The sequence below is a fragment of the Paenibacillus contaminans genome (genome assembly GCF_003285015.1).
GTDB classification, from domain to species: Bacteria; Bacillota; Bacilli; order Paenibacillales; family NBRC-103111; genus Paenibacillus_V; species Paenibacillus_V contaminans.
This window is the reverse complement of the sequence record NZ_QMFB01000019.1, coordinates 132030-156761: the sequence shown is the minus strand read 5'-3', so window position 1 is coordinate 156761 and position 24732 is coordinate 132030. Positions and strand designations below refer to the sequence as shown.

Here is a 24732-nt window from a genome sequence, read left to right as displayed (position 1 = left end):
AAACTGCCGTATGTCTGCAGTAACAATACGTCAAAGGATATATCCGAATAAACACCCAAGACTAAATCTCGACTTCCATTTCTTAATCTTTGCCAATGAAAAAGACGCATACCGATCTCTGCGATGAAGAGATCGCTTGCGCCGATCGAATTATTCGGTACCTATGCTTTTCCTATAGCTTCCCGGGGTTATCCCTTCGCATTTTTTAAACAGCCTTATGACCCCCTTCTCATCCGCATAACCCAGCAATTCAGCGATTTGAGATGTGGTCAAACTACTGTCTGCAAGATATTCCTTTGCCTTCTCCAACCTGATTTGGGAAATAAAATCCTTAATATTCTCAGATGTATGTTTTTTGAACAGTGTAGAGACATATTGAGGAGTAATATTGAATCGTTCCGCTATGGATTTAAGGCTTAAGGAATTATCGCTAAAATTATCCCGAATATACGCAATCACTTCATTTACCAGCTTCTCGCCGGGAGTCCCCTGATTTTTCTTGACCAGTTTGCATATACTGTCGGCTATCTCCTTCATCTTCATGCTCATCTCTGCAATCGTGCTGGAACCGAGTACGTTCTTTACCATATCATCCATAGGGATCGTACTCTCGCCTGATTTCGCCAGAATAACGTTCATAACCTTCATGTATGTGCTGATCATTTCAATGATTAAGCATTTACCGGTCTCATAACTAATACGTCTTGACTTGAAGTTTACTTCAATAATCATATCCACCATTTGAATCGCATTCTCATAGTCACCCGAGCGCAAAAAATTTATCATTTGAATTTCAATGTCGATCGGATAGTAATAATAGCTGTCTCCCCGGCTCAGTTCTTCAAAGTAAATAATACCGCCTTTACCTTTAACCGTACTGTATTCCAATGCTTTCATAGCCTCATCGTAGCATTCTCTTAACTGAATCATGCCCGTATGTTGATTGCTCACCCCACAAGTAATGGATAACCCCCACTTTTTCTCAATCACTTCATTGTAAATCGTATAGATTTGTTCAAATTCATTTTTTTGATTTATTCCGTCGCGATCTTGCTGCAGATTCAAAATAAACGCTACACGGCAATGATCAATCTCAACAAAGTAGCATCTGTACTCGTTATTAAATAATTCCTCGCCTACATTCATGAGGATAAAACGCCCTAACATCCACTCTTCCTCTGTATGATCTTTGAAAAAACCGCATCGGTCGCTAATTTCGGTGATGATCACCATAAATCCGTCCGATTGCAATTCAATTCCCAGAAATCCTAAAGAATCCTTCTCATTCCCGGTACTGCACGGATACCCTTTCATAAGTTTAGTGAAATAGCTTGAGCGCATGATTGGAGCCTGTACATTGATTATGTCTTTAAGCTCTTTTTTCTTTTCAAGAGTTTGAATAATGAAAGATCTGATATGCTCAAATTCGTTATTGGATTGTATATTGCTGTTGTCTTCATGACCGATGATGTTGCTGATTTCCTTTATGGGACGATAATTTTTATAAGTGTAAATGTATGCTAATACGCTTCCGATCAGGGTACATATGATGAGAATGATATACCCGTTTACTTTAATCCGGTTGATTTGCGAAAAAAACTTTGATTTCGGAGTAACCATAATATATTTCCAACCGGTGTCATCGGAGATTTGGAAGGACACGATAACATTCTCGGAGTTTTGTTCATGATCAACCACTCCGCTCGTGGTATTCATAGCATGTTTTATATCATCGGATATGACCGGAGCATTTTTGGAGGTGAGAATGGTTTCAGAGTCTTTATTAAGGACATAGATATGCGCTCCGCTTGCCCAGTTCATTTTATCGATAACTGCTTTGATCTTGCTTTCATCAATAAGAATGATCGCTTGTGCCATGGTGCTGCTTCTGTGAATCGGTATCGTCTGCATAAAGGTAATAACGCTTTGTGTTTGGGAGCCATAAGCGTTTAGTCGGGTTGCGGACATATATTTCCTGAAATGATATTCATGCAGCATGGAATACCACTTTTCATACTGAACATCTTCATAATTGTAAACGTTATCATAGAAATGCTTAGGATCTATTTTGATAGTAGAAGTTACAATTTCATCACTATTTGCAAAATAAACATAGTAGTCATAAATAAAATCGCTTTTTGTAAAGCCCATCATATCTTTCATTAAGTCCTCATATGTATATACCGTTTGATTATCTCTAACCAACATATCCATCTTTTGATTGAACACTAAACTGTTACTGAGTTTATTTACATATTCAATCTTGTTATCCATGTCTATTTTCAACTGCTCCAACATAGTCATGCTTGTGCGTTTGGCGCTATCAAGCATATTCGACTCCACCCGTTGGTAATAAATGATGCTGCTGATCATAGCCACCAATAAAAGTGAAATGTACGAGGCTAGTAATAATAGAAAAACCTTTCTTAGGGATTTTCTTCTTGAATGGAGTTCTTTCCCGGATTTATTCAAATTTCACACCCCTTTTTAAGTGATTAAGCGAGAGCTAATTTCATTGGGAAGGGATTTATTGAAATAACCATGAACAGGAAAAAATGTTATAAGATTAATCATACGTCTGAGACATATTGGAGTAAACATCCAAGAGTAAATATGGACACCCATTTTTATAAATAACTTGCCGCTCAAGAAGGGAGATAGACCGCATTTCCCTTATTACGTAAGAAAAGAAAGACGCAGAAAAAAATGGACGGTGACAAGTCACCGTCCATTTCACTTTATCTAGCACTTATGCAATTCATTATTTGCTTTTCTCGACGTACGCTTGCACCCAGTCGTTCGTTTCCTCGAGCTGCTTCTGTGCGCGTTCGATTGCTTCCGATACTTGGTTGGAAGCCGTACCGCCGTATACATTACGTGCGTTGACGACGTTCTCCGGCTGCAGCACATCGTAAATATTCGTGTCGAACAGCTTGGAGAACTGATGAAACTCCTCGATTTTGAGATCGAGCAAATATTTTTTGTTCTGAATGCAGTACAGCACGGTTTTCCCGATCACTTCATGCGCCTGGCGGAACGGCAGCCCCTTGTTCACCAAATAATCGGCGATATCGGTGGCGTTCGAGAAGTCCTGGTTGACGGCTTGGCGCATCCGCTCGCGGTTGACCTTCATCGTCGCGATCATCGGCGCGAACAGTTGCAGCGCGCCCTGCAGCGTTTTGACCGTATCGAACATGCCTTCTTTGTCTTCCTGCATGTCTTTGTTGTAGGCAAGCGGCAATGCTTTCAGCACCGTCAAAAGACCGAACAGGTTACCGTAAACGCGCCCCGTCTTGCCGCGGACAAGCTCAGGTACGTCCGGATTTTTCTTCTGCGGCATAATGCTGCTGCCCGTACAGAACGCATCGTCAAGCTCGACGAAAGCGAATTCCGTGCTCGACCAGAGGACGAGCTCCTCGCACAAACGCGACAAGTGCGTCATAACAAGCGCGGCGTTCGCCAGAAACTCGACGATAAAATCGCGGTCGCTGACAGCGTCGAGGCTGTTTTCGTACACGCGGTCGAATTTGAGCTGCTGCGCCACGAAATGACGGTCGATCGCGAACGTCGTTCCGGCCAGCGCACCGGCGCCCAGCGGCAGCGAATTAATCCGCTTGTAGCTGTCCTGCATGCGCTCGATGTCGCGCTGGAACATGGACACATACGCCATCATATGATGAGCGAACAAAATCGGCTGAGCCCGTTGAAGATGCGTATAGCCCGGCACAATCGTGTCGAGGTTGGCGAGCGATTGCCCGATCAGCGCCTCGTTCAGCTTGTTCAGCAGGCCGACGAACTCGACGACCCGTTTACGCAGGTACAAGTGCATATCCGTCGCGACTTGGTCGTTCCGGCTGCGGCCCGTATGCAGCTTGCCGCCGACCGGCCCGATTTCGTCGATCAGCGTTTTCTCGATATTCATGTGAATATCTTCGTCGCCTACGGTAAACTCGACTTCCCCGCGGCGAATCATGCCTTGTACCTTCAAGAGACCGTCCTTGATTTTCTCCACATCGTCAGCCGGCAAAATGCCGCATTTGCCCAGCATCGTGACATGCGCAAGACTGCCTTGAATGTCTTCCTCGGCCAGCGCCTTATCGAACATGATCGAAGCCGTATATTCTTCTACCAATTGATCCGTTTGCTTCGTGAAACGTCCACCCCAAAGTTTGGACACGTACGTAACTCCCCTTCCTTAACCTTCGCCGTCCTTGGAGCAAGGATGCTCGCCGTACCCGCAACTATCGGTCAACAGCCGAAAAGATGCGAATCGCGAATTGCGTTCTGATTTTTGGCGCAAAGCAGACCGCTTTACGCGCTCCAGCTCTGAAAAGATTTGCCTCTCCCGAGCGATGCGTCATACGAAATACAGTATATAAGACCGTCAAAGGGGACGAGCATTCGCTCGACCCTTCGGCTTGTACTATCGGTAATTTGTCCTTCGGTTATTTGTTCCATTTTCCGGCCGCCCGGAGCGACTTGTCCTTCAAGCTTGCGAAGCCGCATTCTCCAATGACGGGAGCCATTACGAGGCTTCCTTATTTTTTCGCGTTCTGCTCGACGCCGGAGCCTACTTTCAAGCGCAAAGCGTTCAGGCGGATGAAGCCTGTCGCATCGTTCTGATTGTACGCTTTCGTCGGGTCCGCTTCCATTGTCGCGATATCCGGATTGTAAAGGCTGACCGGGCTCTTCACGCCCGCTCCGATCACGTTCCCTTTGTAAAGCTTGATGCGGACCGTACCGGTTACGTTCTTCTGGCTCTCGTTTACGAGCGCCTGCAGAGCGAGCCGCTCCGGCGCGAACCAGAAGCCGTTATACACGAGCGAACTGTATTTCGAGATCAGCGAGTCGCGCAAGTGCATGACGTCGCGGTCCATCGTCAGCGATTCCATTTTGCGGTGGGCCGTAAAGAGGATCGTGCCGCCCGGCGTCTCGTATACGCCGCGGCTTTTCATGCCGACGAAGCGGTTCTCGACCATATCGACGCGGCCGATGCCGTGCTTGCCGCCGAGATCGTTAAGCTTCTCCATGACTTCCAACGGGGACAGGCTTTCGCCGTTAACCGCCACGCAATCGCCTTTGTCGAACTCCAGCTCCACGTATTCCGCTTGATCAGGAGCGCGCTCCGGCGAAACGCTAAGCACGTACATGTCTTCATTCGACTCCGCGCTCGGATCGAACCAAGGATCCTCCAGCATGCCGCTCTCGAAGCTGATGTGAAGCAGATTGCGGTCAGTCGAGTACGGCTTCGCCGCGCTCGCTTGCACCGGAATGCCATGCTTCTCGGCATAAGCGATCATCTCCGCGCGTCCCGGGAACTGCTCGCGGAACTCGTCAAGACGCCAAGGGGCGATTACGCCAAGCTCCGGCGCCAAAGCGGCAGCCGTCAGCTCGAAACGAACCTGATCGTTTCCTTTGCCTGTCGCGCCGTGTGCGATCGCCGTAGCGCCTTCGGCGCGTGCGATTTCGACCATGCGTTTCGCAATCAGCGGACGCGCGATCGACGTGCCGAGCAAATATTGCCCTTCATACAAAGCGCCCGATTGGAACATCGGGTAAATGAAGTCGCGGGCAAATTCTTCGCGCAGATCGTCAATATATACTTTCGACGCGCCGGTTTGCAGCGCCTTCGCTTCGAGGCCGTCCAGCTCGTCCTTTTGTCCGATATCCGCCGTGAATGCGATAATTTCCGCGTCGTATGTTTCTTTCAGCCATTTCAGAATGACCGACGTATCCAGCCCGCCCGAATAGGCAAGCACGATTTTTTCCTTCGCCATATGCTTGTGACACGCTCCTTATTTTCGTCGACAGGGTTCGAGGCGGCCCGCGCCTTGCCCGATCGGCCTGCAGCCGGCGCCGCCCCAAAGTCCCGTCTTGCTTCATTCCATTTATAAAACCCGTCTTAACGGACTTGCCTTTTTTACATAATCGAGGCCATGATCGCTTTCTGCGCATGCAGGCGGTTTTCCGCCTGGTCGAAAATGATCGAGTTCGGGCCGTCCGTTACGCCCTCGCTCACTTCTTCGCCGCGGTGTGCCGGCAGGCAGTGCATGAACAGGTAATCCTTCTTAGCATGCTTCACCAACTCTTCGTTCACTTGATAGTTCGCGAAGGCAATTTCCCGCTGCTTCTGCTCTTCCTCAAAGCCCATGCTCGCCCATACGTCCGTATAAATAACGTCGGCGTTCAATACGGCTTCCTTCGGATCACGGCATACCGTCACGCTTCCGCCGGTCGTCGCCGCCACTTCCTTGGAAACCTCCGTAATTTCCTTCTCCGGCTCGTAGCCTTCCGGAGTCGCAACGGCAATATGCATGCCGAGCTTCGCCGCACCGATCATCAGCGAGTGGGCCATATTGTTACCGTCGCCGATATAGGCGATTTTCAAGCCCTTCAGCGAGCCCTTGTGCTCGTAGATCGTTTGGTAGTCGGCCAGCGCCTGGCACGGATGCGAGAAATCCGTAAGCCCGTTGATGACGGGAACGGTCGCCGCGCGGGCAAGCTCGATTACGTTGCGGTGTGCGAACGTACGGATCATGATGCCGTCCACATAACGCGAAAGCACCTGCGCCGTATCGGAAATCGGCTCGCCGCGACCCATTTGGATATCGTTGCGGCTCAAGAACAGCGCTTGACCGCCGAGCTGGTACATGCCGACCTCGAACGAAACGCGCGTGCGCGTCGAAGATTTTTCGAATACCATCGCCAACGTCTTGCCTTTAAGCGGATGGTACTCCTCGCCGGCCTTCTGTTTGCGCTTCAGCTCGACCGCCAAGTCGATCAAATATTGAATTTCTTCAGGGGTGTAATCGACCAAACCGAGAAAATCCCGCCCCTTCAGATTTACGTCTAGCTTTAATTCCGCCAACGCTATCTCTCCTTTCACAAACCCTTAACAAATTCCCCCAAAAATGAAGGTTTCCTTCGAAGCGTATTCCCGGTACTTTCGGGGGAGCCCCCGTTTATCCATGAGGAATCGCTTTGCATACTTCCCTATACAATTTATTGCACGGCTGCAGCCGAGCGTTTGGCCAGAACGGAACAAATGACGTCCAGCCCGCGTCCCAGCTCTTCTTCCGAAATAAGCAGGCTAGGCAGCAAACGGATCACGTTAGGCCCTGCCGTAATGGCCAGCACGCCCTCTTGGTGAATATCCGAAATGACGCCGGCAACCGGCTCCGCGCATTCGATCCCGATAATCAATCCTTTGCCGCGAATCTCCTTCACGAACGGATTGCCGTTCAGACTTTCGCTCAGCTTGCGAACCGCGAAAGCCCCGAGCTCAGCAGCACGCTGAGGCAACTGCTCGCCGACGATCGTCTCCAGCGTAGCGATCCCGGCCGCTGTCGCAATCGGCGTTCCGCCGAACGTGGAGCCGTGGCTGCCCGGTCCGAAGGCTTCGCGCAGATGCGCTTTGCCGAGCATAGCGCCCATCGGAAACCCGCTCGCAATCCCTTTGGCAAGCGTGAAAATATCCGGCTCGATCCCAAACTGTTCGTAGGCGAACAATGTTCCCGTACGACCCATACCGGTCTGAATCTCGTCGACGATCAGCTGTAGATTATGCTCCTTGCACAAACGCACGACTTCTTTCAAGAAATCAGGGTCCGCCAAAATAATGCCGCCTTCGGCTTGTACGAGCTCGAGCATGATCGCGCATGTTTTATCGTTGACGTATCCCTTCAAGGCTTCCGCATCGTTATACGGCGCATACACAAAACCCTCCGGCAGCGGCAGGAAGCCTTCCTGCACCTTCGCTTGGCCGGTAGCCGTAAGCGTCGCCAGCGTCCGTCCGTGGAACGACTGCTTGAACGTCACGATTTCGTAGCGCTCGTTGCCGAGCACCTTCTGGTTGTAACGGCGCGCCAGCTTGATCGCCGCTTCGTTCGCTTCCGCACCGCTGTTGCAGAAGAAAACCGCATCGGCACAGCTGTTATCGGTCAGCAGCTTCGCGAGCTTCTCTTGGTTCGGGATTCCGAACAAATTGCTGATATGCCACAGCTGATCGAGCTGCTCGACGAGCTTTTCCTTGATCTGCTTCGGCGCATGACCCAAATTCGTAACCGCGATCCCGGTCATCAAATCCAAATACTCTTTGCCTGTGTCGTCCCACAGACGGCTGCCTTCCCCTTTCACGATCGTAATCGGAAATCTTCCGTACGTCGGGAATAGCGAGCTTTTGTTCTCCTCACCCATGCCACTCACTCCTCTTGTAAAATGTCGACCCCCTACGTGCACGCACATTCCGGCTTATGCCGCTCATGACTGTCATCGCAAAATGCGCGTACCGACATTGCCTTCCTTAAGCACTTTGCTGAGCACTTCCGGTACCGAGCCGTCAACGATGACGACCTCGCTCACATTCCCCTGTATGCACTGCAGCGCCGCCCGAACCTTCGGGATCATGCCGCCGTATATTTCTCCGCTCGCGATCATTTCGTCGATGTCCGCCTTCGTGACCGACGGCAGCACGACCTTCTCGCCGTTTACCGTCCGCATGATGCCCGGCACGTCGGTGACGACGATCATCCGCTCCACGCCGAGATGCGAGGCAACCGCCCCTGCCGCCGTATCCGCATTGATATTGTAGCGCTGTCCGCCATCCTCGCCGAGACCGATAGGCGCGATAACCGGCATGTAGCCCATATTCACTACACCTTCGATCAGCGCCGCGTTAACGCCGACAACGTCGCCGACAAGTCCGACCTCATGCGCGTTCTCAACCGGCTGCGCCAGCATCAAGTGTCCGTCGACTCCGCACATGCCCAGCGCCTTAGCGCCGGATTTTTGAATTTTGCGCACGATTTCTTTGTTGATTTGCCCGGCAAGCACCATTTCGACGACATCGAGCACCGCTTCGCTCGTTTTCCTCAAGCCGCCGACAAATTCGCTTTCGATGCCGAGCTTTCCGAGCGTCTCGTTGATCGCCGGTCCGCCGCCATGCACGATAACCGGGATCAGCCCGTCTTCCTGCAGCCGTTTCAGATCGGCAAAGAACGATTCAGGCAGCGCTGCAAGCGTACTGCCGCCGCATTTCATTACAAAACAATTGTTCACGCTTCGTCTCTCCCTTGCAGGCTCCGAACGTTAGCTAGATCTGATCATCGGCCCAAAATCCGCCCTCCCCGGTTCTCGTCGAAGAACGCTGTGGCAAATCTTTTGCCGTTATATCGCTTCGCTTCTATTAAGTCCGATACGCCGCATTAATACGAACATATTCATAGGTCAGGTCGCAGCCCCATGCCGTTGCCCGCCCGTTCCCCATATTCAAGTTCACATAGATTTCGACAAGCTCGCCCTTCAAATATTCCGCAGCCCGCTCTTCATCGAACTTCACCGGACGCGATTGCTCCAGCACGCTGATGTCGCCGAGGCGAATGTCGACGGTTTCGGTATTGACCGGCTGTCCTGCCCGGCCTACGGCCGCGATGATGCGTCCCCAGTTCGCGTCGGCGCCGAAGCATGCCGATTTGACCAGGCTGGAGCCGATGACCGTTTTGGCGATCGCACGCGCCGCCGCTTCCGAATCCGCGCCCACCACATTAACCTCGATCAGCTTCGTTGCGCCTTCGCCGTCGCGGGCGATCATTTTGGCGAGATATTCGCCCACATGGCGGAAGCCCGCCGCGAATGCCGGCCAGTCCGGATGCTGCGGATTCAGCTTGCCGCCTCCGCCGAGACCGCTCGCCATGGCAATAACCATATCGTTCGTGCTCGTATCGCCATCCACCGTTATCATGTTAAACGTCGAATCGGTCGATTCGTTCAAGAGCTTTTGCAGATCGGCGCTGTCGATATCCGCATCCGTCGTCAGGAAGCCGAGCATCGTCGCCATGTTCGGATGAATCATGCCCGAACCTTTGGCAGCGCCGGCAATATGGATCGTTTCGCCGCCGATGTTGACGCGGACGCAAATCATTTTTTTGACCAAATCCGTCGTCAAAATCGCTTGGCAGAAATCGTCGCCGCCATCCGCTTTTAATTGCCCCGGCAGCTGCTCGATGCCCGCAGACACTTTCCCCATCGGCAGCAGCTCGCCGATTACGCCGGTCGACGTCACGCCTACCAGATGCTCAGCCAAGCCGAGCCCTTTGGCCAGCTCCGCGCGCATCGTCCGCGCATCGTCTTCGCCTTGCTTGCCCGTACAGGCGTTCGCATTGCCGCTGTTGACCAGCATCGCCTGCAGCTTGCCTTCTACCGCAACGCTCTCTTGCGTCACTTTAAGAGGCGCCGCTTGGAACGCGTTAAGCGTGTATACGCCCGCAGCCGCGGCCGGCACGTCGCAAACGATTGCGCCGAGGTCGAACCGCGTCGTTTTTTTCAATCCGCAATGCAAGCCGCCTGCCCGAAACCCCTTAGGCGACGTAACGCTGCCGTCCGGCACTACCGTAAATAACTCCTTCATCCCCATCTACCTTCCTTAGCGGTTGTCCAATAGCTTCTCTTCGCCTTCATTCACAATCCCGATCCCGCCGTAAGGGGTTAGGGGATTCACTTCTTATGGATACACCGGCGTAAATTCAAGCCCGGCCCATTCGTCCCAACCCATCATCAGGTTCAGGTTTTGGATCGCTTGCCCTGCGGCGCCCTTCACCAGATTGTCAATGACGGAAATGATCGTGACCCGTCCGGTGCGCTCGTCTACGGAGAAACCGATATCGCAATAGTTGGAGCCCCAAACTTCCTTCGTCGCCGGCCATTTGCCCTTGTTGCGAATGCGCACGAACCGCCGTCCTTTGTAATATGCGCGGTACATCTCGATAAAATCTTCATCCGTCCGTTTATCCGTCAAGGTAGCGTACGCCGTGCACAGAATGCCGCGCGTCATCGGAACCAGATGCGTGGTGAACGTCGTCACGACCGGCTTGCCGGCGATCCGCGACAGCGTCTGCTCGATTTCCGGCACATGCTGATGTTTATTTACTTTGTAAGCCAGGAAATTTTCATTGATTTCCGAGTAATGAACCAATTGGCTGAGCCCCCTGCCCGCGCCTGACACGCCGGACTTCGCGTCCACGATAATCGTCGCAGGATCGATCCAGCCCGCCGCTACTGCCGGAGCGAGCCCCAGCACGGTGCAAGTCGGATAGCAGCCCGGGTTTGAAATGAACTCCGCGCCCTTGCTATCGTCGCCAAACACTTCCGCCAAGCCGTAAACGGCCTTTTGCAAATACGCGGGATCCGCCGGTTGATGCTTATACCATTTCTCGTAAAGCTCCCCCGACTGCAGACGAAAATCCCCCGACAAATCGACGACCTTAAGCCCTGCATCGAGCAGCTTCGGACATAATGCCGAGCTGACGCCATGCGGTGTCGCCGTAAATACGACATCCGCCTTGCTTTTAATCAGATCGACATCGACCGCGTCCAGCTCATCCACGATAATTTCCGTCAGATGCGGAAATCCGTCCGATAGAAGCGTCCCTGCATGCGACGACGAAATGACCGAGGTCACTTGAACATTCGGATGCCCAAGCAAAAAACGAATCAGCTCCACCCCGCCATAGCCGGTAGATCCTACAACCGCCGCTCTCAAAGTTGTCTGTGTCATTGCCAATTCCTCCTCACCCTATTCCATGACCGTTCCCAAACGATATGAATCATTATACATTCGTATGTATAAAAATTCAACGGTTTCTTGCACATAAATAATGCCGGTATACGATGCTATACGATAGCCGCTGCTATCCGTCAGACGCTGCCGTTGCTTCCGCAACTAGCTTCCTTCCCGCCGGCAGCGTCGACATCCGCGCTGGTCCAAATCCTTTTTTATTTTACCTTTTTATGCTTGCAGTTTAAAGCCTTCTCCCAAAACTTCTGTCGTGTCGCTTATGATGACGAACGCTGTCGGATCGACCGTTTGCACGATCGTTTTCAGCTTGCTGATTTCCGTCTGTCCGACGACCACCATCAGCACAACCCTTTCGTCACCTGTATAGCCGCCTGCGCCGTTCAGCTTCGTCAGGCCCCTATCCAGCACGTGAAGAATCGCCTCCGACAGCTCGTCCGTTTTATGGCTAATAATGAAAGCCACCTTCGAATAACCGAAGCCCATTTGCACGATATCGATCGTTTTGGTCGTTACATACAGTCCGATGAGTGCATACAGCGCCTTTTCCGCAGAAAATACGAACCCCGCCGACAAAATGACCAGGCCGTCCATCAGCGCAATCGACAGCGCAAGACTCAAGCCCGTATATTTATGTACGAGCTGTGCCGCAACCGACAGTCCGCCGGTCGACCCACGCCCCCGGAAAACAATGCCGATCCCGAGACCCACGCCGATTCCTCCATAAATGGCGGCAAGCAGCACATTATCGGTAGGGGAAGGCAAATGCTGCGTGAACAGCACAAAAAGCGGCAGTACCACAGATCCGACTGCCGTTTTTAATCCGTACGATTTGCCCAGCAGCAGCACCCCCGCCACAAAAAGCGGAATGTTAAGCAGCCACTGCCCGACAGCGGGCTCCAAACCGATCGTATGCTCGAGTATGGTGGAAATACCCGAAGCGCCGCCGGAAGCCACTTGATTCGGGTTCAGAAACAGGTTGAAACTTAGCGCGATGATAAGGGAGCCGACCAGCAGCATCGCATACTCGATCGTATGATGAAGCGGCGTTCCCATTCGGATGAGCGGTACTTTTCTGCGCATACGTCCTCCTCGTGCAACAACCTCTAAACACAAGGATAAACGCCTACCGGCGTTTTTAACGCTGGCGTTTACCGTAGGTGTAGAGCCGCTTCCACGATATACTTTCTGGAAAACTTAAAAACCTACCTGTCCGGATGCGGCCGCCTCATCGGCAAACCGCAAACCGTCAAGTAGGAATGACTACGTAGGTTTGTTATCCAAACACGCCGCGAGAAACGCTGACGCTTATTGGTTTTCGTTATCCTTGGACTGATTGATTTGCTTCCGCAAATACGCATCGATCAGAAAATCGAGATCGCCGTCCATAACAGCGCCCACGTTGCCGGTTTCCGTCTGCGTCCTATGATCCTTCACCATGCTGTACGGATGAAAAACATAGGAGCGAATTTGACTTCCCCAAGCAATGTCGGACTGCTCGCCGCGAATTTCCGCAAGCTGCTTCTGCTGTTCTTCGATCTTCTTCTCGTAGAGCTTAGAGCGAAGAACCTTCATCGCGCGCTCGCGGTTTTTGATTTGCGAACGTTCCGTTTGACACGTAACGACGACGCCTGTCGGAATATGCGTAATCCGAACCGCGGAATCGGTCGTATTAATATGCTGACCGCCTGCGCCGCTCGCCCGGTACGTATCGATTTTCAAATCCTCCGTCCGGATATCGATCTCCACATCGTCGTCGATCTCCGGCACGACATCACATGAAACGAAGGAAGTATGCCGACGGCCCGATGCGTCGAACGGCGAAATCCGAACGAGCCGGTGAACGCCTTTCTCCGCCTTCAAATAGCCGTATGCGTTAAACCCTTTAATAAGAAGCGTGACGCTTTTCACTCCGGCTTCGTCGCCAGGCAAGTAATCGAGCAGCTCGACCTTGAAATCGCGCTTCTCCGCCCAACGGCGGTACATACGAAGCAGCATTTCCGCCCAGTCCTGCGACTCGGTGCCGCCGGCGCCGGGATGCAGCTCGAGAATGGCATTGAGCCGATCGTACGGCTGATTAAGCAGCAGTTGGAGCTCGTAATCCTCGAACTTCCGGTTGAGCGCAGCCACGCCTTGGGTCAGCTCTGCGGCCATATCGGCGTCATTCTCTTCATCGGCAAGCTGCATCAGCACTTCCAGATCTTCGTATTCGCCCGACAGCCCCAAATACTGATCGATCACCGTCTTGACGCCATTCATATCCGCGATCAGCTTCTGCGCGCGCTCATTGTCGTCCCAAAAATCGGGAGCCGCCATCTTTTCTTCGTAATCCGCAATCTGTTCTTGCTTCAGATCGAAGTCAAAGTGACCCCCTAAGTTGTAGGAGTCGTTCTGCCATTTCCTTCATTCCATGTTTAACTTGCGCATCGATCATCGTTTTTACACCTCTTGCAAAATGTTATAAGCAACAAAGCTTACGCTCCGTGGCATTGTTTATACTTCTTGCCGCTGCCGCATGGGCACAGGTCGTTCCGGCCGATACGATCTTCGTCACGAGTAACCGGCTTCTTCGGCGCCGCTTCGCCGCTCGGATCGACGGCCTGGCCTTGAGCTACCGCTTGACGCTCCAGATTCGTCTCTACATGCGCCTTCATGACGTACATAGCTACTTCCTCTTGGATGCTTTCGATCATTTCCTGGAACATTTCGAAGCCTTCGAACTGATACTCACGAAGCGGATCCGTACCGCCGTATGCACGAAGGTGAATCCCTTGACGAAGCTGATCCATCGCGTCGATATGATCCATCCATTTGCTGTCTACCGCACGCAGCACGACAACCTTCTCGAACTCGCGCATGCTCTCTTCGCCGATTTGCTCCTCACGCTCGTTGTAGAGATTGAAGACGCGCTCTTTCAGGTATTCGACAATCTCTTCGTTTTCTTTACCCCACAGGTCGTTTTTGTCGAGCTCGCCCTCCGGAAGCAAGTTTCCGTGAACGTAATCGACAACCGCCTGCAGATCCCACTCTTCCGGGATTTGCTCGCTCGGACAGTGTACGGCAACGATGCGTTCGACCGGCGGCGCAATCATGCCGTGAACGATCTCTTTAATATTTGCAGACTCGAGCACTTCTTTACGCTGCTTGTAAATAATGTTCCGCTGTTGGTTCATCACGTCGTCGTATTGGAGAACGACTTTACGCATATCGAAGTTGTTGCCCTCTACGCGCTTCTGAGCGGACTCGATCGCCTTCGTAATCAGACGGCTTTCGATCGGCTGGTCTTCCTCGAACCCAAGGCGGTCCATCATACCCATGATGTTCTCGGCGCCGAACCGGCGCATCAGCTCATCTTCCAGCGACAAATAAAATTGCGACGAACCCGGGTCGCCTTGACGTCCGGCACGGCCGCGCAGCTGGTTATCGATACGCCGGCTTTCATGCCTCTCCGTACCTACTATATGCAAACCGCCAAGCTCGGGAACGCCGTCTCCCAGCAAAATGTCCGTACCGCGTCCCGCCATGTTCGTAGCGATCGTCACGGCTCCCGGTTGACCGGCACGCGAAACGATTGCCGCTTCCTCGGCATGATATTTGGCGTTCAACACTTGGTGCTTGATGCCTTTACGTTTAAGCATTTCCGACAACCGTTCGGAGTTCTCGATCGAAATCGTACCGACCAGTACCGGCTGGTTGTTCTGATGGCGAGTTGCAATTTCCTCGACGACCGCGCGGAATTTGCTGCCGACCGATTTATAAACGACGTCCGGCGTATCTTTACGAATCATCGGACGGTTGGTAGGCACGACGACGACGTCGAGACCGTAAATTTTCTTGAACTCTTCTTCTTCCGTCTTCGCCGTACCGGTCATGCCGGCAAGCTTCTGGTACATCCGGAAGTAGTTCTGGAATGTAATCGTCGCGAGCGTCATGCTCTCGTTCTGAACGCGCATGTTTTCCTTCGCTTCGATCGCCTGGTGAAGTCCGTCGCTGTAGCGACGTCCCGTCATCAAACGGCCTGTAAATTCGTCGACGATGACGACTTCGTCTTCCTGCACGACGTAATCGACATCGCGTTTCATAATGACATGCGCCTTCAGCGCTTGCGTAATATGATGGTTGAGCGTCACATTCTGATGATCGAACAAGTTCTCGATGCCGAAAGCCCGCTCCGCCTTCGACACGCCCGCTTCCGTCATCGTTACCGTACGCAGCTTCACGTCGACCGTATAATCTTCCTCCACCTTCAACCGGCTGACAAAACGGTCCGCCACCGTATACAGCTCCGTCGACTTGGCAGCTTGTCCGGAAATAATAAGCGGCGTCCGCGCTTCGTCGACCAGGATGGAGTCAACCTCATCCACGATTGCATAGTACAGCGGGCGCTGAACCATTTGTTCCTTGTACAGCACCATGTTATCGCGAAGGTAGTCGAAGCCGTATTCGTTATTCGTTCCGTATGTGATATCGCAGGCATATGCCGCTTGCTTTTCCGCATGATCCAGCGAGTTCAAGTTCAATCCGACAGTCATTCCGAGAAAATTATAGATTCTGCCCATTTCATCCCGGCCGACCGTCGCCAAATAATCGTTGACCGTGACAAGATGCACGCCTTTGCCCGCAAGTGCGTTCAAATAAACCGAAAGCGTACCGGTGAGCGTTTTACCTTCGCCCGTTTTCATCTCGGCGATTTTGCCCTCATGAAGCACGATGCCCCCGATCATTTGAACGTCAAAATGACGCTTGCCGAGCGTACGCTTCGATGCTTCGCGCACCGTCGCAAAAGCTTCCGGCAGCAAATCGTCCAGCGTTTCGCCTTTTTCCAAACGTTCTCTGAACTCTATCGTTTTGGCGCTTAATTGCTCGTCCGTCAGCGCCTCCATCGAAGGTTCGAGGGAATTGATGTATTCGACAGCTTTCGTGATTCGCTTAATTTCCCGTTCGTTGGCATCGCCAAATATTTTCTTTACGAGTCCCAGCATGGGCTTGCCCCTTTCAAAGACGGTTTGCCTAAATTGTAACAGTTTAACAGGGCTGTAGCAAGGAATCGACGTCCATTTGGATAGGTAATATCCGTCAGATTCTCCAGTCTGCCGGCGCTGACCTCCGCCCTGCTGTTTCCTTAGTACGGCGCGCCGCAAGTTAAGTTTCAATATAGAAAAGCCCGATCCCGTCGGATCAGGCTTATACAGCTTCTCAGTTATGGGTCATTCGCCTACTGTCTTAATGTAAAGACGGTTCGATCAAGCCGTACTTGCCGTCATTGCGTTTATACACGACGTTCACTTGTTCGGTGTCCGAATTGGCGAATACGAAGAAGTTATGCCCAACCATGTTCATTTGCAGAATCGCTTCTTCCACATCCATCGGCTTGAGCGTGAAGCTCTTCGTACGTACGAGTTCGAGATCGTCCTCGTCATCCAGCAAATGCGCCGGGATTCCTTCGACTTTGAAAAATGCCTTATGTCCGGTTTCTTGCCGTATCTTGCGATTGACTTTCGTTTTATGTTTGCGTATTTGTCTTTCGAGCTTATCCACCACTAGATCGATGGAGGCATACATGTCGCTGGCGCGTTCCTCGGCACGCAGCAACACACCTGTGAGGGGAATCGTCACTTCGATGTTATTCATTTCGCGAACCACGCTCAAGGTTACATGTACTTCAGAGGTTAGGGGAGCTTCAAAATACCTTTCCAGCCTGCTCAGCTTTCGTTCAACGTAATCCCTCAAAGCTGCTGTCACTTCAATGTTCTCACCGCGGATGTTGAATTTCATGGTATAACTCCTCCCTTCTATCTGTATTATACTATATTCGCCCGCCCGCTTCAAAAAAACTTAACATGAACGTTATTGCCGGATTTGGATGACTAAGACAGCGCCTGCTGACGCCTATACGCTGCCGTTTTTACATTACTTTTCCGCTGATATGATAAAAATCTCCGTAACAGAGAGCGTGGGGCCACCGTCATATCCTCCACACCTCGCACGGCGGGAAAACCGAAAAAACACCCCGGCATCTGCCGAGGTGTAACATTAGCGTATCGGATAATAGCCATCTATATAGAGTTTGCCCAAATAAGCCGAAGCCCCCTGAACACGCACTATTCCGATCGGCCGATTGGCCGGATAATTACAATTTGATTACGTTAGCCGCTTGAGGTCCGCGTCCGCCTTCGACGATGTCGAATTCTACAGCTTGGCCTTCTTCAAGTGTTTTGAATCCTTCGGATTGGATTGCGGAGAAGTGAACGAATACATCCCCACCGTCTTCACGCTCGATGAAACCATAGCCTTTCTCTGCGTTAAACCATTTCACTTTACCTTGCATGCGACACATTCCCTTCGTCTTCAAATAGCTAGATAGCTGCAGGCGCTTTCACCCACATTTTGACTATAACACCCGTTGGAAGCGATGTCAATTGAAATGAAAGCGCCTAACCAATAAAGCCGCATTTTTCTGAAAATTTCGCTATTAACAAAATCTAAACATATGAAAGAACCGCTGAAAGCTTGTTTTCATTGGTTATCAACAGAGTTATGCACATTATCCACAGGTGGGGATAATGGTTTGTGTGGAAAAGTGGGTATATTGCGGCATTATTCCTTAAAGAAACGCACAGAGGCCACTAAGCATTCCAAAAGTCAGCTTGTTTTTGCACTAGATTAAACAAATCAAACGTTTGGTCAATCAACTAAAATAAAAAAACCTCTTCACGCAGCGCAATCATGCCGGAAGAGGTTTATCATTTTTATTTTTTGCTATCAAAAAATAAACTTTCATTATAGCTGTAGCTGTCTCCTACTTCATAAGCGCTTCGCTGCATACGGGCATTGTTGAACTTGCTCAGACCTTGAGCCGCCTCATCCCGCAGAGCATTCATCCGTTCGATAATAACCGGATCATGGCTCAAAACTTCCTTAATGCAGTTGGAAGCTTGGCGATATGCGTCTCCAGTAAGATTGAGCCCTGAAAGTCGTTCCACCAACAGGCCGCGTTCCGATATAAACGATTCAATATCGTCTACAGTAGCTTGAGGGAGATCGCGTACCAAATTGGCCGTAAGCTCTTGCAAGCGTTCAATAGCTTCATGCATGTTGAACACCTGCGCCGGCAGAGCCGGAGGCAGCTAGTTTATTTGCCTGAATCCAGGTTTCTTTAAGCTCGAGCAAGTATTGCAGCACTTCCTCGACAGGCTCAGCCGATTTCTTGATATTTGCTTGGATAAGAAGATGGCCGAAATATTCATAAAGCTTTAGCAAACTTTCGGACACAGGGGCGCTTCGGTCCAACGTAATAATAAGCTCGCTGACAATGTCCTGGGCTTTGATCAAATTCACATTTGCGTCTTTCACGTTATTATTGCGTATAGCCTCGATCCCCGCCCTGCAGAAACGAATAGCGCCATCATATAGCATAATAAGTAATTGTGCCGGGGATGCCGTCTGAATCGTCGTCTCCAAGTATTTATTCCGTTGTGCTGAAATCATCGTAAAGCCCCCTTGGTCGTACTGTGTGCCTATGTAAGCTATCATATTCGGCGAATCATAGAACTGTCAACTTTATGCAGCTTATTGCCCGCCGAACTGTTGAGACAGCCAACTACTTTGCGCATTCATTTGGTTTAGATACTTTTCCATAGCTGTGAATTGCTTGTAATAACGGGATTCGAGAGTTTCCATTTTGAGCGTCAATGCGTCGATTCGCTTGTTCAACTCTTTCATTTGTTTCCCCATGGTGAAGCTTGTCTCGACACTATCGGTTGTCCCCGCTTTGGACGTGATCTGTTTGAAAAGCCCTTCAAGCCTTTCATTTAGCCGCGTTGCAATACCGTCAGCGCTATCCGTATCTTTATTGCCATCGTCCTTAACGAACAAATTCATGACTTGTTCCGGTTTTTCCGAGATAGCCTTTTTGAGCTTGGCTTCATCAATATACAACTTCCCGTTCTCCAGATAACTGCCCGATACAAGTGGTCCAGATACCAGCGCTGTGCCGATTCCAATCTCGGACAGTTTGTCCAGATCCCCTCCAGCTAAGCCGCCGACTTGTTGAGTAAAGGAGCCTCTCAATTTATATAACGCATTTGAAAATAACGAGTCATTGCGGAGCATGCCGCTCTTCGCCTTTTCTTCCCACCGTTTAATATCGTCTTCCTTCATATCTTTCTTCTGCTCATCGGTAAGTGGCGCAAAATCCCGGTATTTTTTCGCCGATAGCTCTTTATTGACGGAGTCTATAAATTCATTATATTTGTCCACAAACGATTTTATCGTATTGAAGGTGCTGTCAACATCCTGAGTAACGGTAACATTAACCGCTGGGCTACCTTCTTTTTTTGCTGTGACTGACATCCCGTTTACCGTAAAGGTATTTGTCTTGTAATTAGCAGTAACACCATTAAATTCGATGATCGCGTCTTGACCGGATATTGTATATTGCGAAGTATCGATATCGTTCGTGACGCTCTGCCCGCCGATAAAACCGAGCTTTGTCAACAGACCAGTTCCGTCAGCGGTAGTATCGGTGAAAGATAGCGTCTTGGAATCGTCTGGATTGTAAAAAGCCAGATTTCCCGAGTTGTCCATATATGCAGATATACCCGACTTCCCAAGATCGGAGCTGTTAATTTTATCGATCAATTGGCCGACAGTTGTAGTATTGGAAATCTTGAATTCGTAAGGAGTAGCAACCCCGCTCACATTAATTTTCAAGGTCTGCTCCGATGTCAGCGTTTTGTCTATTAAAGTTCCGACCCCATCTGGGTTAAAATTTACCGAACCGGTTACTAATTGTCCTTTATCAGCGATCGCTGTAGAACCAGACAACTTAAGTACTGAGCTGAGTAAATTTTGACCGGCACCTTCCGTTGTGCTTCTCATACTTAACTGCACTTTGGAGGTTGTACCTGTGCTCCCGGACACAAAGAAAAGTCGGTTCATTGTTTCATCGTAAGAAACCTTAACTCCAGTTGCATTCGACTTTCCGTTCACTTCGGCCACAAGTTCAGCCACCGTGTTGGTTGGCTTCAATTTGACGGTAGCGCTTCCCTTCTCGCCGCTTATAGTCAACGTTGTCTCGGCGCTGAGACCTAATGTGCTAAGCGGATCGGTATCTTTAGATACACCGGTCAATTGACCGGAAGTAACCGAGGCGGATTTAGCCAACTGATTTACCTTTATAGAATATAACCCTTCACTGCTGCTATTTCCAGGTGCAACACTTACGATGCTTTCATCGGAAACCGCCGCTTTCCGAGCACTGAAGGCAGACTGCAGTTTCAGATTGAACGCGGCATTTTTTAAATCAAGCACTTTCATGTTTAACGTCCGGTAACTGTCACGCTGCCATTCCATGAGCTGCTTTTTCTGATTCAGTTGTTCCAATGGCATACGGCTTGCCTTCATAAGTTTGCTGACCATATCGTCAATATCCATACCCGAAGCAAGACCGCTAATACGCATGTTGTTCATAGCATACACCTTCTTACTGAATAATTTTGATTATCTGCGTTCGTCGACAAGAATTCCCGCCATCTCCCATAACTTAGCAACAAAATCCAGATTCTTCTCCGGAGGAATTTCACGAATGACTTGACCCGTATCCGAATTAAGTACTTTGACCATGATTTGCTTCGTCTTCTCATGCACAGAGAATTGCAATTGTGTGCTGGCTCCTTGCATCGCTTTGACCGCGCGTTCAATGGCTCTCACCAATTGTTCGTCACTGATGGTTACATGCTCGCCTTTGAGCCCTGCTAATTTTAAATCTTTAACCGTTTGAGCGCTTTGCAATATAGCTGCCGATGCTTGAATTTCTGACTTTGCCGAACTATCGACTGCAGACCGTTCAATTGACAAAGGAGCAATCGACTGTCCTATTGACATGTCATTTGAACTCATGTTTTTTCCTCCATTTAGAAGATTCTATTAATGTATTTATCGGCATAGTAAAATGGTTTTGTTAGCAAATTTAGTTATTATCGATTCAGTTTGATATATGAAAGAGCGGCTATCCGCGAAAGATAGCCGCTCTTTATGAAGCCAAATCTTAACGAAGCAATTGCAGAACGCCTTGTGGCTGTTGATTTGCTTGAGCCAACATTGCTTGTGCCGCTTGGGAAAGAATGTTGTTCTTCGTGAAGTCCATCATTTCTTTCGCCATGTCTACGTCGCGAATACGGGATTCCGCTGCAGATAGGTTCTCGGAAGCGGTTTGCAAATTGTTGATTGTGTGCTCCAGACGATTTTGAACAGCACCCATTTTGGAACGTTCGGCAGATACGGATTTAATCGCTTTATCCATTGTGTCCAACGCCAGAGATGCTCCCGACTTAGTGCTGATATCAACATTCGCAATACCCAGAGCTGCAGAACGCATATCACCAATTCCAAAACTAATCGTTTGACCACGGTTAGCCCCAATTTGGAAAGTCATGCCGCCATTTCCTGCAGCGTCAGTTTGAGCTTGTGTCAAACCAAGGTTCTTAACGAGAGTCGAGCCCTCTCTTTCGTTAAAAGTTATAGCGCCGCTTGTGCTGGACACAACAAATCTTCCATCTTTAGCCTCGACAAAGATTGCATCTTTATCGATAAAGCCTTCCATACCTTTAGTTAAACCAGCGTCAGTATTATAAGAATCAACTGCTGCGCGTATCTTGGTTTGGATATCGGTTGCCACAGTTGTTGCGTTACTTGAAGCAGCTGCAGTAGCCAATGTTGCAGTTTGAAGTTTTACACCGTTGATTTCAAAAGAAAGAGTCTCCGCAGGAACTGCAACTGCTACTTGATCTTGTCCGGAATTGCTTTGAGTCGCGGCATCAAGGTATACATCCAGAACACCAGCTGATGCACCAAAATCGATCTGAGAGTCTTGCCCAACTTTTCCACTTTCCATTACGAGCTTCCCAGCTGCTTCGTAGATCTTAACATTTGAAACACTCGCTCCATTTGCAGCATTATAGGCATCGATCGCCTCGTTTACCACACGATTCAGAGCATTTTTGATATCATTTTTTTGCGTGTCAGTCATTGCGGTGGTGCTATAGTCGCCTTGGATTAAAGCCTTTTCCGAGTCAGTCAGACCTTTATCCCAGTCAATGCTAATTTCTGCTTTATCAATCTTAATAGTATCTTTCGTTGTAATGGTTATGCCGCTTCCATCTATTGAATCAAAATCTGTTGCGGAAGTTAACTTCGCGGCTGTTTGATTCAAAACTTTGGCACCATTGGTCGAGTTAGTACCAACTGATACACCTGAGGATTGTAACGCGCCATTTAATAGTTTTTGGGTATTGAATTCAGTAGTGTTACCAATACGATCGATCTCTTCTTTTAATTGTTTAACTTCGTTTTGAAGCGCTTTACGATCATCATCTGTGTTTGTTCCGTTAGCGGATTGGTCAGCCAATTCACGAACACGTTGCAAGATGGAGTGAGTTTCGTTCAACGCACCTTCAGCCGTTTGGATCAGGGAGATGCCGTCTTGCGAGTTCTTAGCAGCCATATCCAGACCGCGGATTTGCGCGCGCATTTTTTCGGAGATCGCAAGACCTGCTGCGTCGTCGCCTGCACGGTTAATACGGAAGCCGGAAGACAATTTCTCCAGGGATTTGCTTGCTGCTGATGTGTTGCCCGTCAATTGACGGTGAGTGTTTGCTGCTGCAATGTTGTGATTAATTCTCATGTTATTCTTCCTCCTTGAAGGTTCTTATTCCACATCCGTGTGGAATTCATATGTAGCAGATCTATAGGTCGGCCGCCCCATAAATTGCCGCTACTATTATTATCGAATGCATTCGACAGTTTTTTTAGAGCAAAATCAAAAAACTTATCAGTTTTTTTTGAACAATTTGCTAATTCGCATCGGATCGATCCTATTATTTGAAGCTGCGGCTACGTTCTGTTCTTGGATAGCTTGGAAAAGCTCCTTCCGATAAACCTCGACATCTTTAGGTGCTTTGATTCCCAAACGGACATTATCGCCTTCCGTCCCCAGTACAACTAATTCAATATTCCCGGCAATGACGATGGACTCTCCTTTTTTCCTAGATAACACTAGCATACGGAGTCCTCCTCTTTCATCTCGTCATTTGCGCTAAGAATACGATGTCTAACCGGATAGGAAGTGTCATGCAAAATCGCTTGTTTGCCTATTCTATGTTTCGAATTTAACAGAATCGGCGCCATCAGGTTAATTGAAGCCTCGGTAAACGTATCGTTAACGGTCGCAATCGACCATACGGCAATATCCGACAGTTCTTCGATACGCAGTTCTTCAATAAGATGCTCGCGTATCTCAAAATCATAATCCGGCACGAAAACGAAAGGGTCCGCCAGTATAAAGCTTAGGCTCGGCGCCTCCGCCGATTGCAAATATACGAACGGTTCATCCGGGTGCTGTTTGATCAACGCAAATCGATTCGCATTCTCAAATCCCGGCACACCACCCGGAAACGTATAAACATCCTCTTCAGCGACTTCCACATCACCAAAAAGCGCAGTTGTAATAATCATCCTATTCACGCTCCTTACCCATAAAAAAGAGGCTTTACGTCATACGTTAGCCTCTTTATACGGTATAGTCAATGCTCGGCGGGGTAATCTCCACCTTCGGGTATTGCATCAAGTAAATATCGAGCTTGCCGCGGTGATAATCGATTTGTGGCCGGTTCGCCTGGGCATTAATATTCACTCTTCCGTCCGTTACGTTTATCTCAGCCTTATTCGCCGTGTACCATATATCTACATTGTCGAACTCTGTTGGCGGCACAACATCGAACTGTCCGAACTCGAGACGAATGTTCTGGGCGAGCTCGGCTATCGCGTCGGACTTAATATGGATTTTGGCCATACGATTGCCGTCCTCCACAATGCGGGCGATCGCCTGCAGCGCAATTTCCGGCGCGTTGGAATAAATTCGGCTCATCGTCTGCAAAACGCCGCCGACGCCAAGCGCGTCCCACGCCCGGGACTGATCGATCTCCAAGTCCCCCCGCGGCTGTCTTATATCCTGCTGAGGGCGCTCCGTGGTCATCTCAAGCGTCGCTCTGGGTTGAACGATGTCTTGCGTGCCCAAATCGGCGTCTATGCCAAGCAAAGCGGGCGTTTGTCTGATTTGAATTTGCGGCGCGATAACCACGGTGTCACCTCCTCCATAAGCAAGA

21 protein-coding genes are annotated in these 24732 nt (G+C 49.9%); all 21 read right to left on the bottom strand.

Annotation, left to right across the window (positions count from 1 at the left end; translation table 11 throughout):
- Positions 1–150 precede the first annotated feature (150 nt).
- Positions 151–2472 carry a helix-turn-helix domain-containing protein gene (locus DQG23_RS27630; RefSeq protein ID WP_113034270.1) on the bottom strand — a complete coding sequence of 774 codons (2322 nt, stop codon included), beginning with the start codon at positions 2470–2472 and terminating at the stop codon, positions 151–153.
- A gap of 289 nt (positions 2473–2761) precedes the next feature.
- Positions 2762–4177 carry an argininosuccinate lyase gene (gene argH / locus DQG23_RS27625; protein WP_113034269.1) on the bottom strand — a complete coding sequence of 472 codons (1416 nt, stop codon included), beginning with the start codon at positions 4175–4177 and terminating at the stop codon, positions 2762–2764.
- 361 nt (positions 4178–4538) lie between these two features.
- Entirely contained in the window at positions 4539–5777 is a 1239-nt protein-coding gene (locus tag DQG23_RS27620) for an argininosuccinate synthase (protein WP_113034268.1), read from the bottom strand.
- Positions 5778–5920: 143 nt separating this feature from the next.
- Positions 5921–6868 carry an ornithine carbamoyltransferase gene (gene argF, locus DQG23_RS27615; protein WP_238178056.1) on the bottom strand — a complete coding sequence of 316 codons (948 nt, stop codon included), beginning with the start codon at positions 6866–6868 and terminating at the stop codon, positions 5921–5923.
- Positions 6869–7002: 134 nt separating this feature from the next.
- Positions 7003–8196 (bottom strand): acetylornithine transaminase, encoded by a 1194-nt coding sequence (locus DQG23_RS27610; RefSeq protein WP_113034267.1) that lies wholly within the window; start codon positions 8194–8196, stop codon positions 7003–7005.
- Positions 8197–8268: 72 nt separating this feature from the next.
- The gene (gene argB, locus DQG23_RS27605; protein ID WP_113034266.1) at positions 8269–9057 is read right to left on the bottom strand and encodes an acetylglutamate kinase; all 789 of its coding nucleotides are present in this window, start codon (positions 9055–9057) and stop codon (positions 8269–8271) included.
- A 127-nt stretch (positions 9058–9184) separates the two neighbouring features.
- The gene (gene argJ / locus DQG23_RS27600; RefSeq protein ID WP_113034265.1) at positions 9185–10411 is read right to left on the bottom strand and encodes a bifunctional glutamate N-acetyltransferase/amino-acid acetyltransferase ArgJ; all 1227 of its coding nucleotides are present in this window, start codon (positions 10409–10411) and stop codon (positions 9185–9187) included.
- An 87-nt stretch (positions 10412–10498) separates the two neighbouring features.
- Complete coding sequence (gene argC, locus DQG23_RS27595; RefSeq protein ID WP_113034264.1) at positions 10499–11551, bottom strand: N-acetyl-gamma-glutamyl-phosphate reductase; 1053 nt, start codon at positions 11549–11551, stop codon at positions 10499–10501.
- A gap of 231 nt (positions 11552–11782) precedes the next feature.
- Positions 11783–12652 carry a YitT family protein gene (locus tag DQG23_RS27590; RefSeq protein WP_113034263.1) on the bottom strand — a complete coding sequence of 290 codons (870 nt, stop codon included), beginning with the start codon at positions 12650–12652 and terminating at the stop codon, positions 11783–11785.
- A gap of 225 nt (positions 12653–12877) precedes the next feature.
- Positions 12878–14003 (bottom strand): peptide chain release factor 2 gene (gene prfB / locus DQG23_RS27585; protein ID WP_113034262.1). Its coding sequence is split into 2 segments (ribosomal slippage): positions 12878–13930 and positions 13932–14003, totalling 1125 coding nucleotides; the frame shifts between segments, so codons are not numbered across the junction.
- 40 nt (positions 14004–14043) lie between these two features.
- Positions 14044–16551: a preprotein translocase subunit SecA gene (gene secA, locus DQG23_RS27580; RefSeq protein ID WP_113034261.1), complete on the bottom strand. Its 2508-nt coding sequence runs from the start codon at positions 16549–16551 to the stop codon at positions 14044–14046.
- A 241-nt stretch (positions 16552–16792) separates the two neighbouring features.
- Positions 16793–17344, bottom strand: coding sequence for a ribosome hibernation-promoting factor, HPF/YfiA family (hpf, locus tag DQG23_RS27575; RefSeq protein WP_113034260.1), 552 nt, complete (start codon positions 17342–17344; stop codon positions 16793–16795).
- Positions 17345–17699: 355 nt separating this feature from the next.
- Positions 17700–17897, bottom strand: coding sequence for a cold shock domain-containing protein (locus tag DQG23_RS27570; protein ID WP_113034259.1), 198 nt, complete (start codon positions 17895–17897; stop codon positions 17700–17702).
- Positions 17898–18318: 421 nt separating this feature from the next.
- A complete protein-coding gene (gene fliT / locus DQG23_RS27565; protein WP_113034258.1) occupies positions 18319–18663 on the bottom strand; it encodes a flagellar protein FliT in 345 nt (114 codons plus the stop codon).
- Entirely contained in the window at positions 18656–19057 is a 402-nt protein-coding gene (gene fliS, locus DQG23_RS27560; RefSeq protein ID WP_113034257.1) for a flagellar export chaperone FliS, read from the bottom strand. The genes fliT and fliS overlap by 8 nt, the downstream gene beginning before the upstream one ends.
- A gap of 81 nt (positions 19058–19138) precedes the next feature.
- Positions 19139–21040: a flagellar filament capping protein FliD gene (fliD, locus tag DQG23_RS27555; RefSeq protein ID WP_113034256.1), complete on the bottom strand. Its 1902-nt coding sequence runs from the start codon at positions 21038–21040 to the stop codon at positions 19139–19141.
- Positions 21041–21070: 30 nt separating this feature from the next.
- Positions 21071–21469, bottom strand: a complete 399-nt coding sequence (locus tag DQG23_RS27550; RefSeq protein ID WP_238178055.1) for a flagellar protein FlaG — start codon at positions 21467–21469, stop codon at positions 21071–21073.
- A gap of 148 nt (positions 21470–21617) precedes the next feature.
- Entirely contained in the window at positions 21618–23252 is a 1635-nt protein-coding gene (locus tag DQG23_RS27545) for a flagellin N-terminal helical domain-containing protein (protein ID WP_113034255.1), read from the bottom strand.
- Between the two features lie 147 nt (positions 23253–23399).
- Positions 23400–23630, bottom strand: a complete 231-nt coding sequence (gene csrA / locus DQG23_RS27540) for a carbon storage regulator CsrA (RefSeq protein ID WP_113034254.1) — start codon at positions 23628–23630, stop codon at positions 23400–23402.
- Positions 23624–24082: a flagellar assembly protein FliW gene (gene fliW / locus DQG23_RS27535; RefSeq protein WP_113034253.1), complete on the bottom strand. Its 459-nt coding sequence runs from the start codon at positions 24080–24082 to the stop codon at positions 23624–23626. The genes csrA and fliW overlap by 7 nt, the downstream gene beginning before the upstream one ends.
- Before the next feature lie 55 nt (positions 24083–24137).
- Entirely contained in the window at positions 24138–24707 is a 570-nt protein-coding gene (locus tag DQG23_RS27530) for a DUF6470 family protein (protein WP_113034252.1), read from the bottom strand.
- Positions 24708–24732: the final 25 nt, after the last annotated feature.

Coding starts and splice junctions, on each gene's coding strand:
- DQG23_RS27620 (WP_113034268.1), bottom strand. CDS start 5,777: ATGGCGAAGGAAAAAATCGTGCTTGCCTATTCGGGCGGGCTGGATACG.
- DQG23_RS27610 (WP_113034267.1), bottom strand. CDS start 8,196: ATGGGTGAGGAGAACAAAAGCTCGCTATTCCCGACGTACGGAAGATTT.
- argJ (WP_113034265.1), bottom strand. CDS start 10,411: ATGGGGATGAAGGAGTTATTTACGGTAGTGCCGGACGGCAGCGTTACG.
- argC (WP_113034264.1), bottom strand. CDS start 11,551: ATGACACAGACAACTTTGAGAGCGGCGGTTGTAGGATCTACCGGCTAT.
- DQG23_RS27590 (WP_113034263.1), bottom strand. CDS start 12,652: ATGCGCAGAAAAGTACCGCTCATCCGAATGGGAACGCCGCTTCATCAT.
- secA (WP_113034261.1), bottom strand. CDS start 16,551: ATGCTGGGACTCGTAAAGAAAATATTTGGCGATGCCAACGAACGGGAA.
- hpf (WP_113034260.1), bottom strand. CDS start 17,344: ATGAAATTCAACATCCGCGGTGAGAACATTGAAGTGACAGCAGCTTTG.
- DQG23_RS27570 (WP_113034259.1), bottom strand. CDS start 17,897: ATGCAAGGTAAAGTGAAATGGTTTAACGCAGAGAAAGGCTATGGTTTC.
- fliT (WP_113034258.1), bottom strand. CDS start 18,663: ATGCATGAAGCTATTGAACGCTTGCAAGAGCTTACGGCCAATTTGGTA.
- fliS (WP_113034257.1), bottom strand. CDS start 19,057: ATGATTTCAGCACAACGGAATAAATACTTGGAGACGACGATTCAGACG.
- fliD (WP_113034256.1), bottom strand. CDS start 21,040: ATGAACAACATGCGTATTAGCGGTCTTGCTTCGGGTATGGATATTGAC.
- DQG23_RS27550 (WP_238178055.1), bottom strand. CDS start 21,469: ATGAGTTCAAATGACATGTCAATAGGACAGTCGATTGCTCCTTTGTCA.
- DQG23_RS27545 (WP_113034255.1), bottom strand. CDS start 23,252: ATGAGAATTAATCACAACATTGCAGCAGCAAACACTCACCGTCAATTG.
- csrA (WP_113034254.1), bottom strand. CDS start 23,630: ATGCTAGTGTTATCTAGGAAAAAAGGAGAGTCCATCGTCATTGCCGGG.
- fliW (WP_113034253.1), bottom strand. CDS start 24,082: ATGATTATTACAACTGCGCTTTTTGGTGATGTGGAAGTCGCTGAAGAG.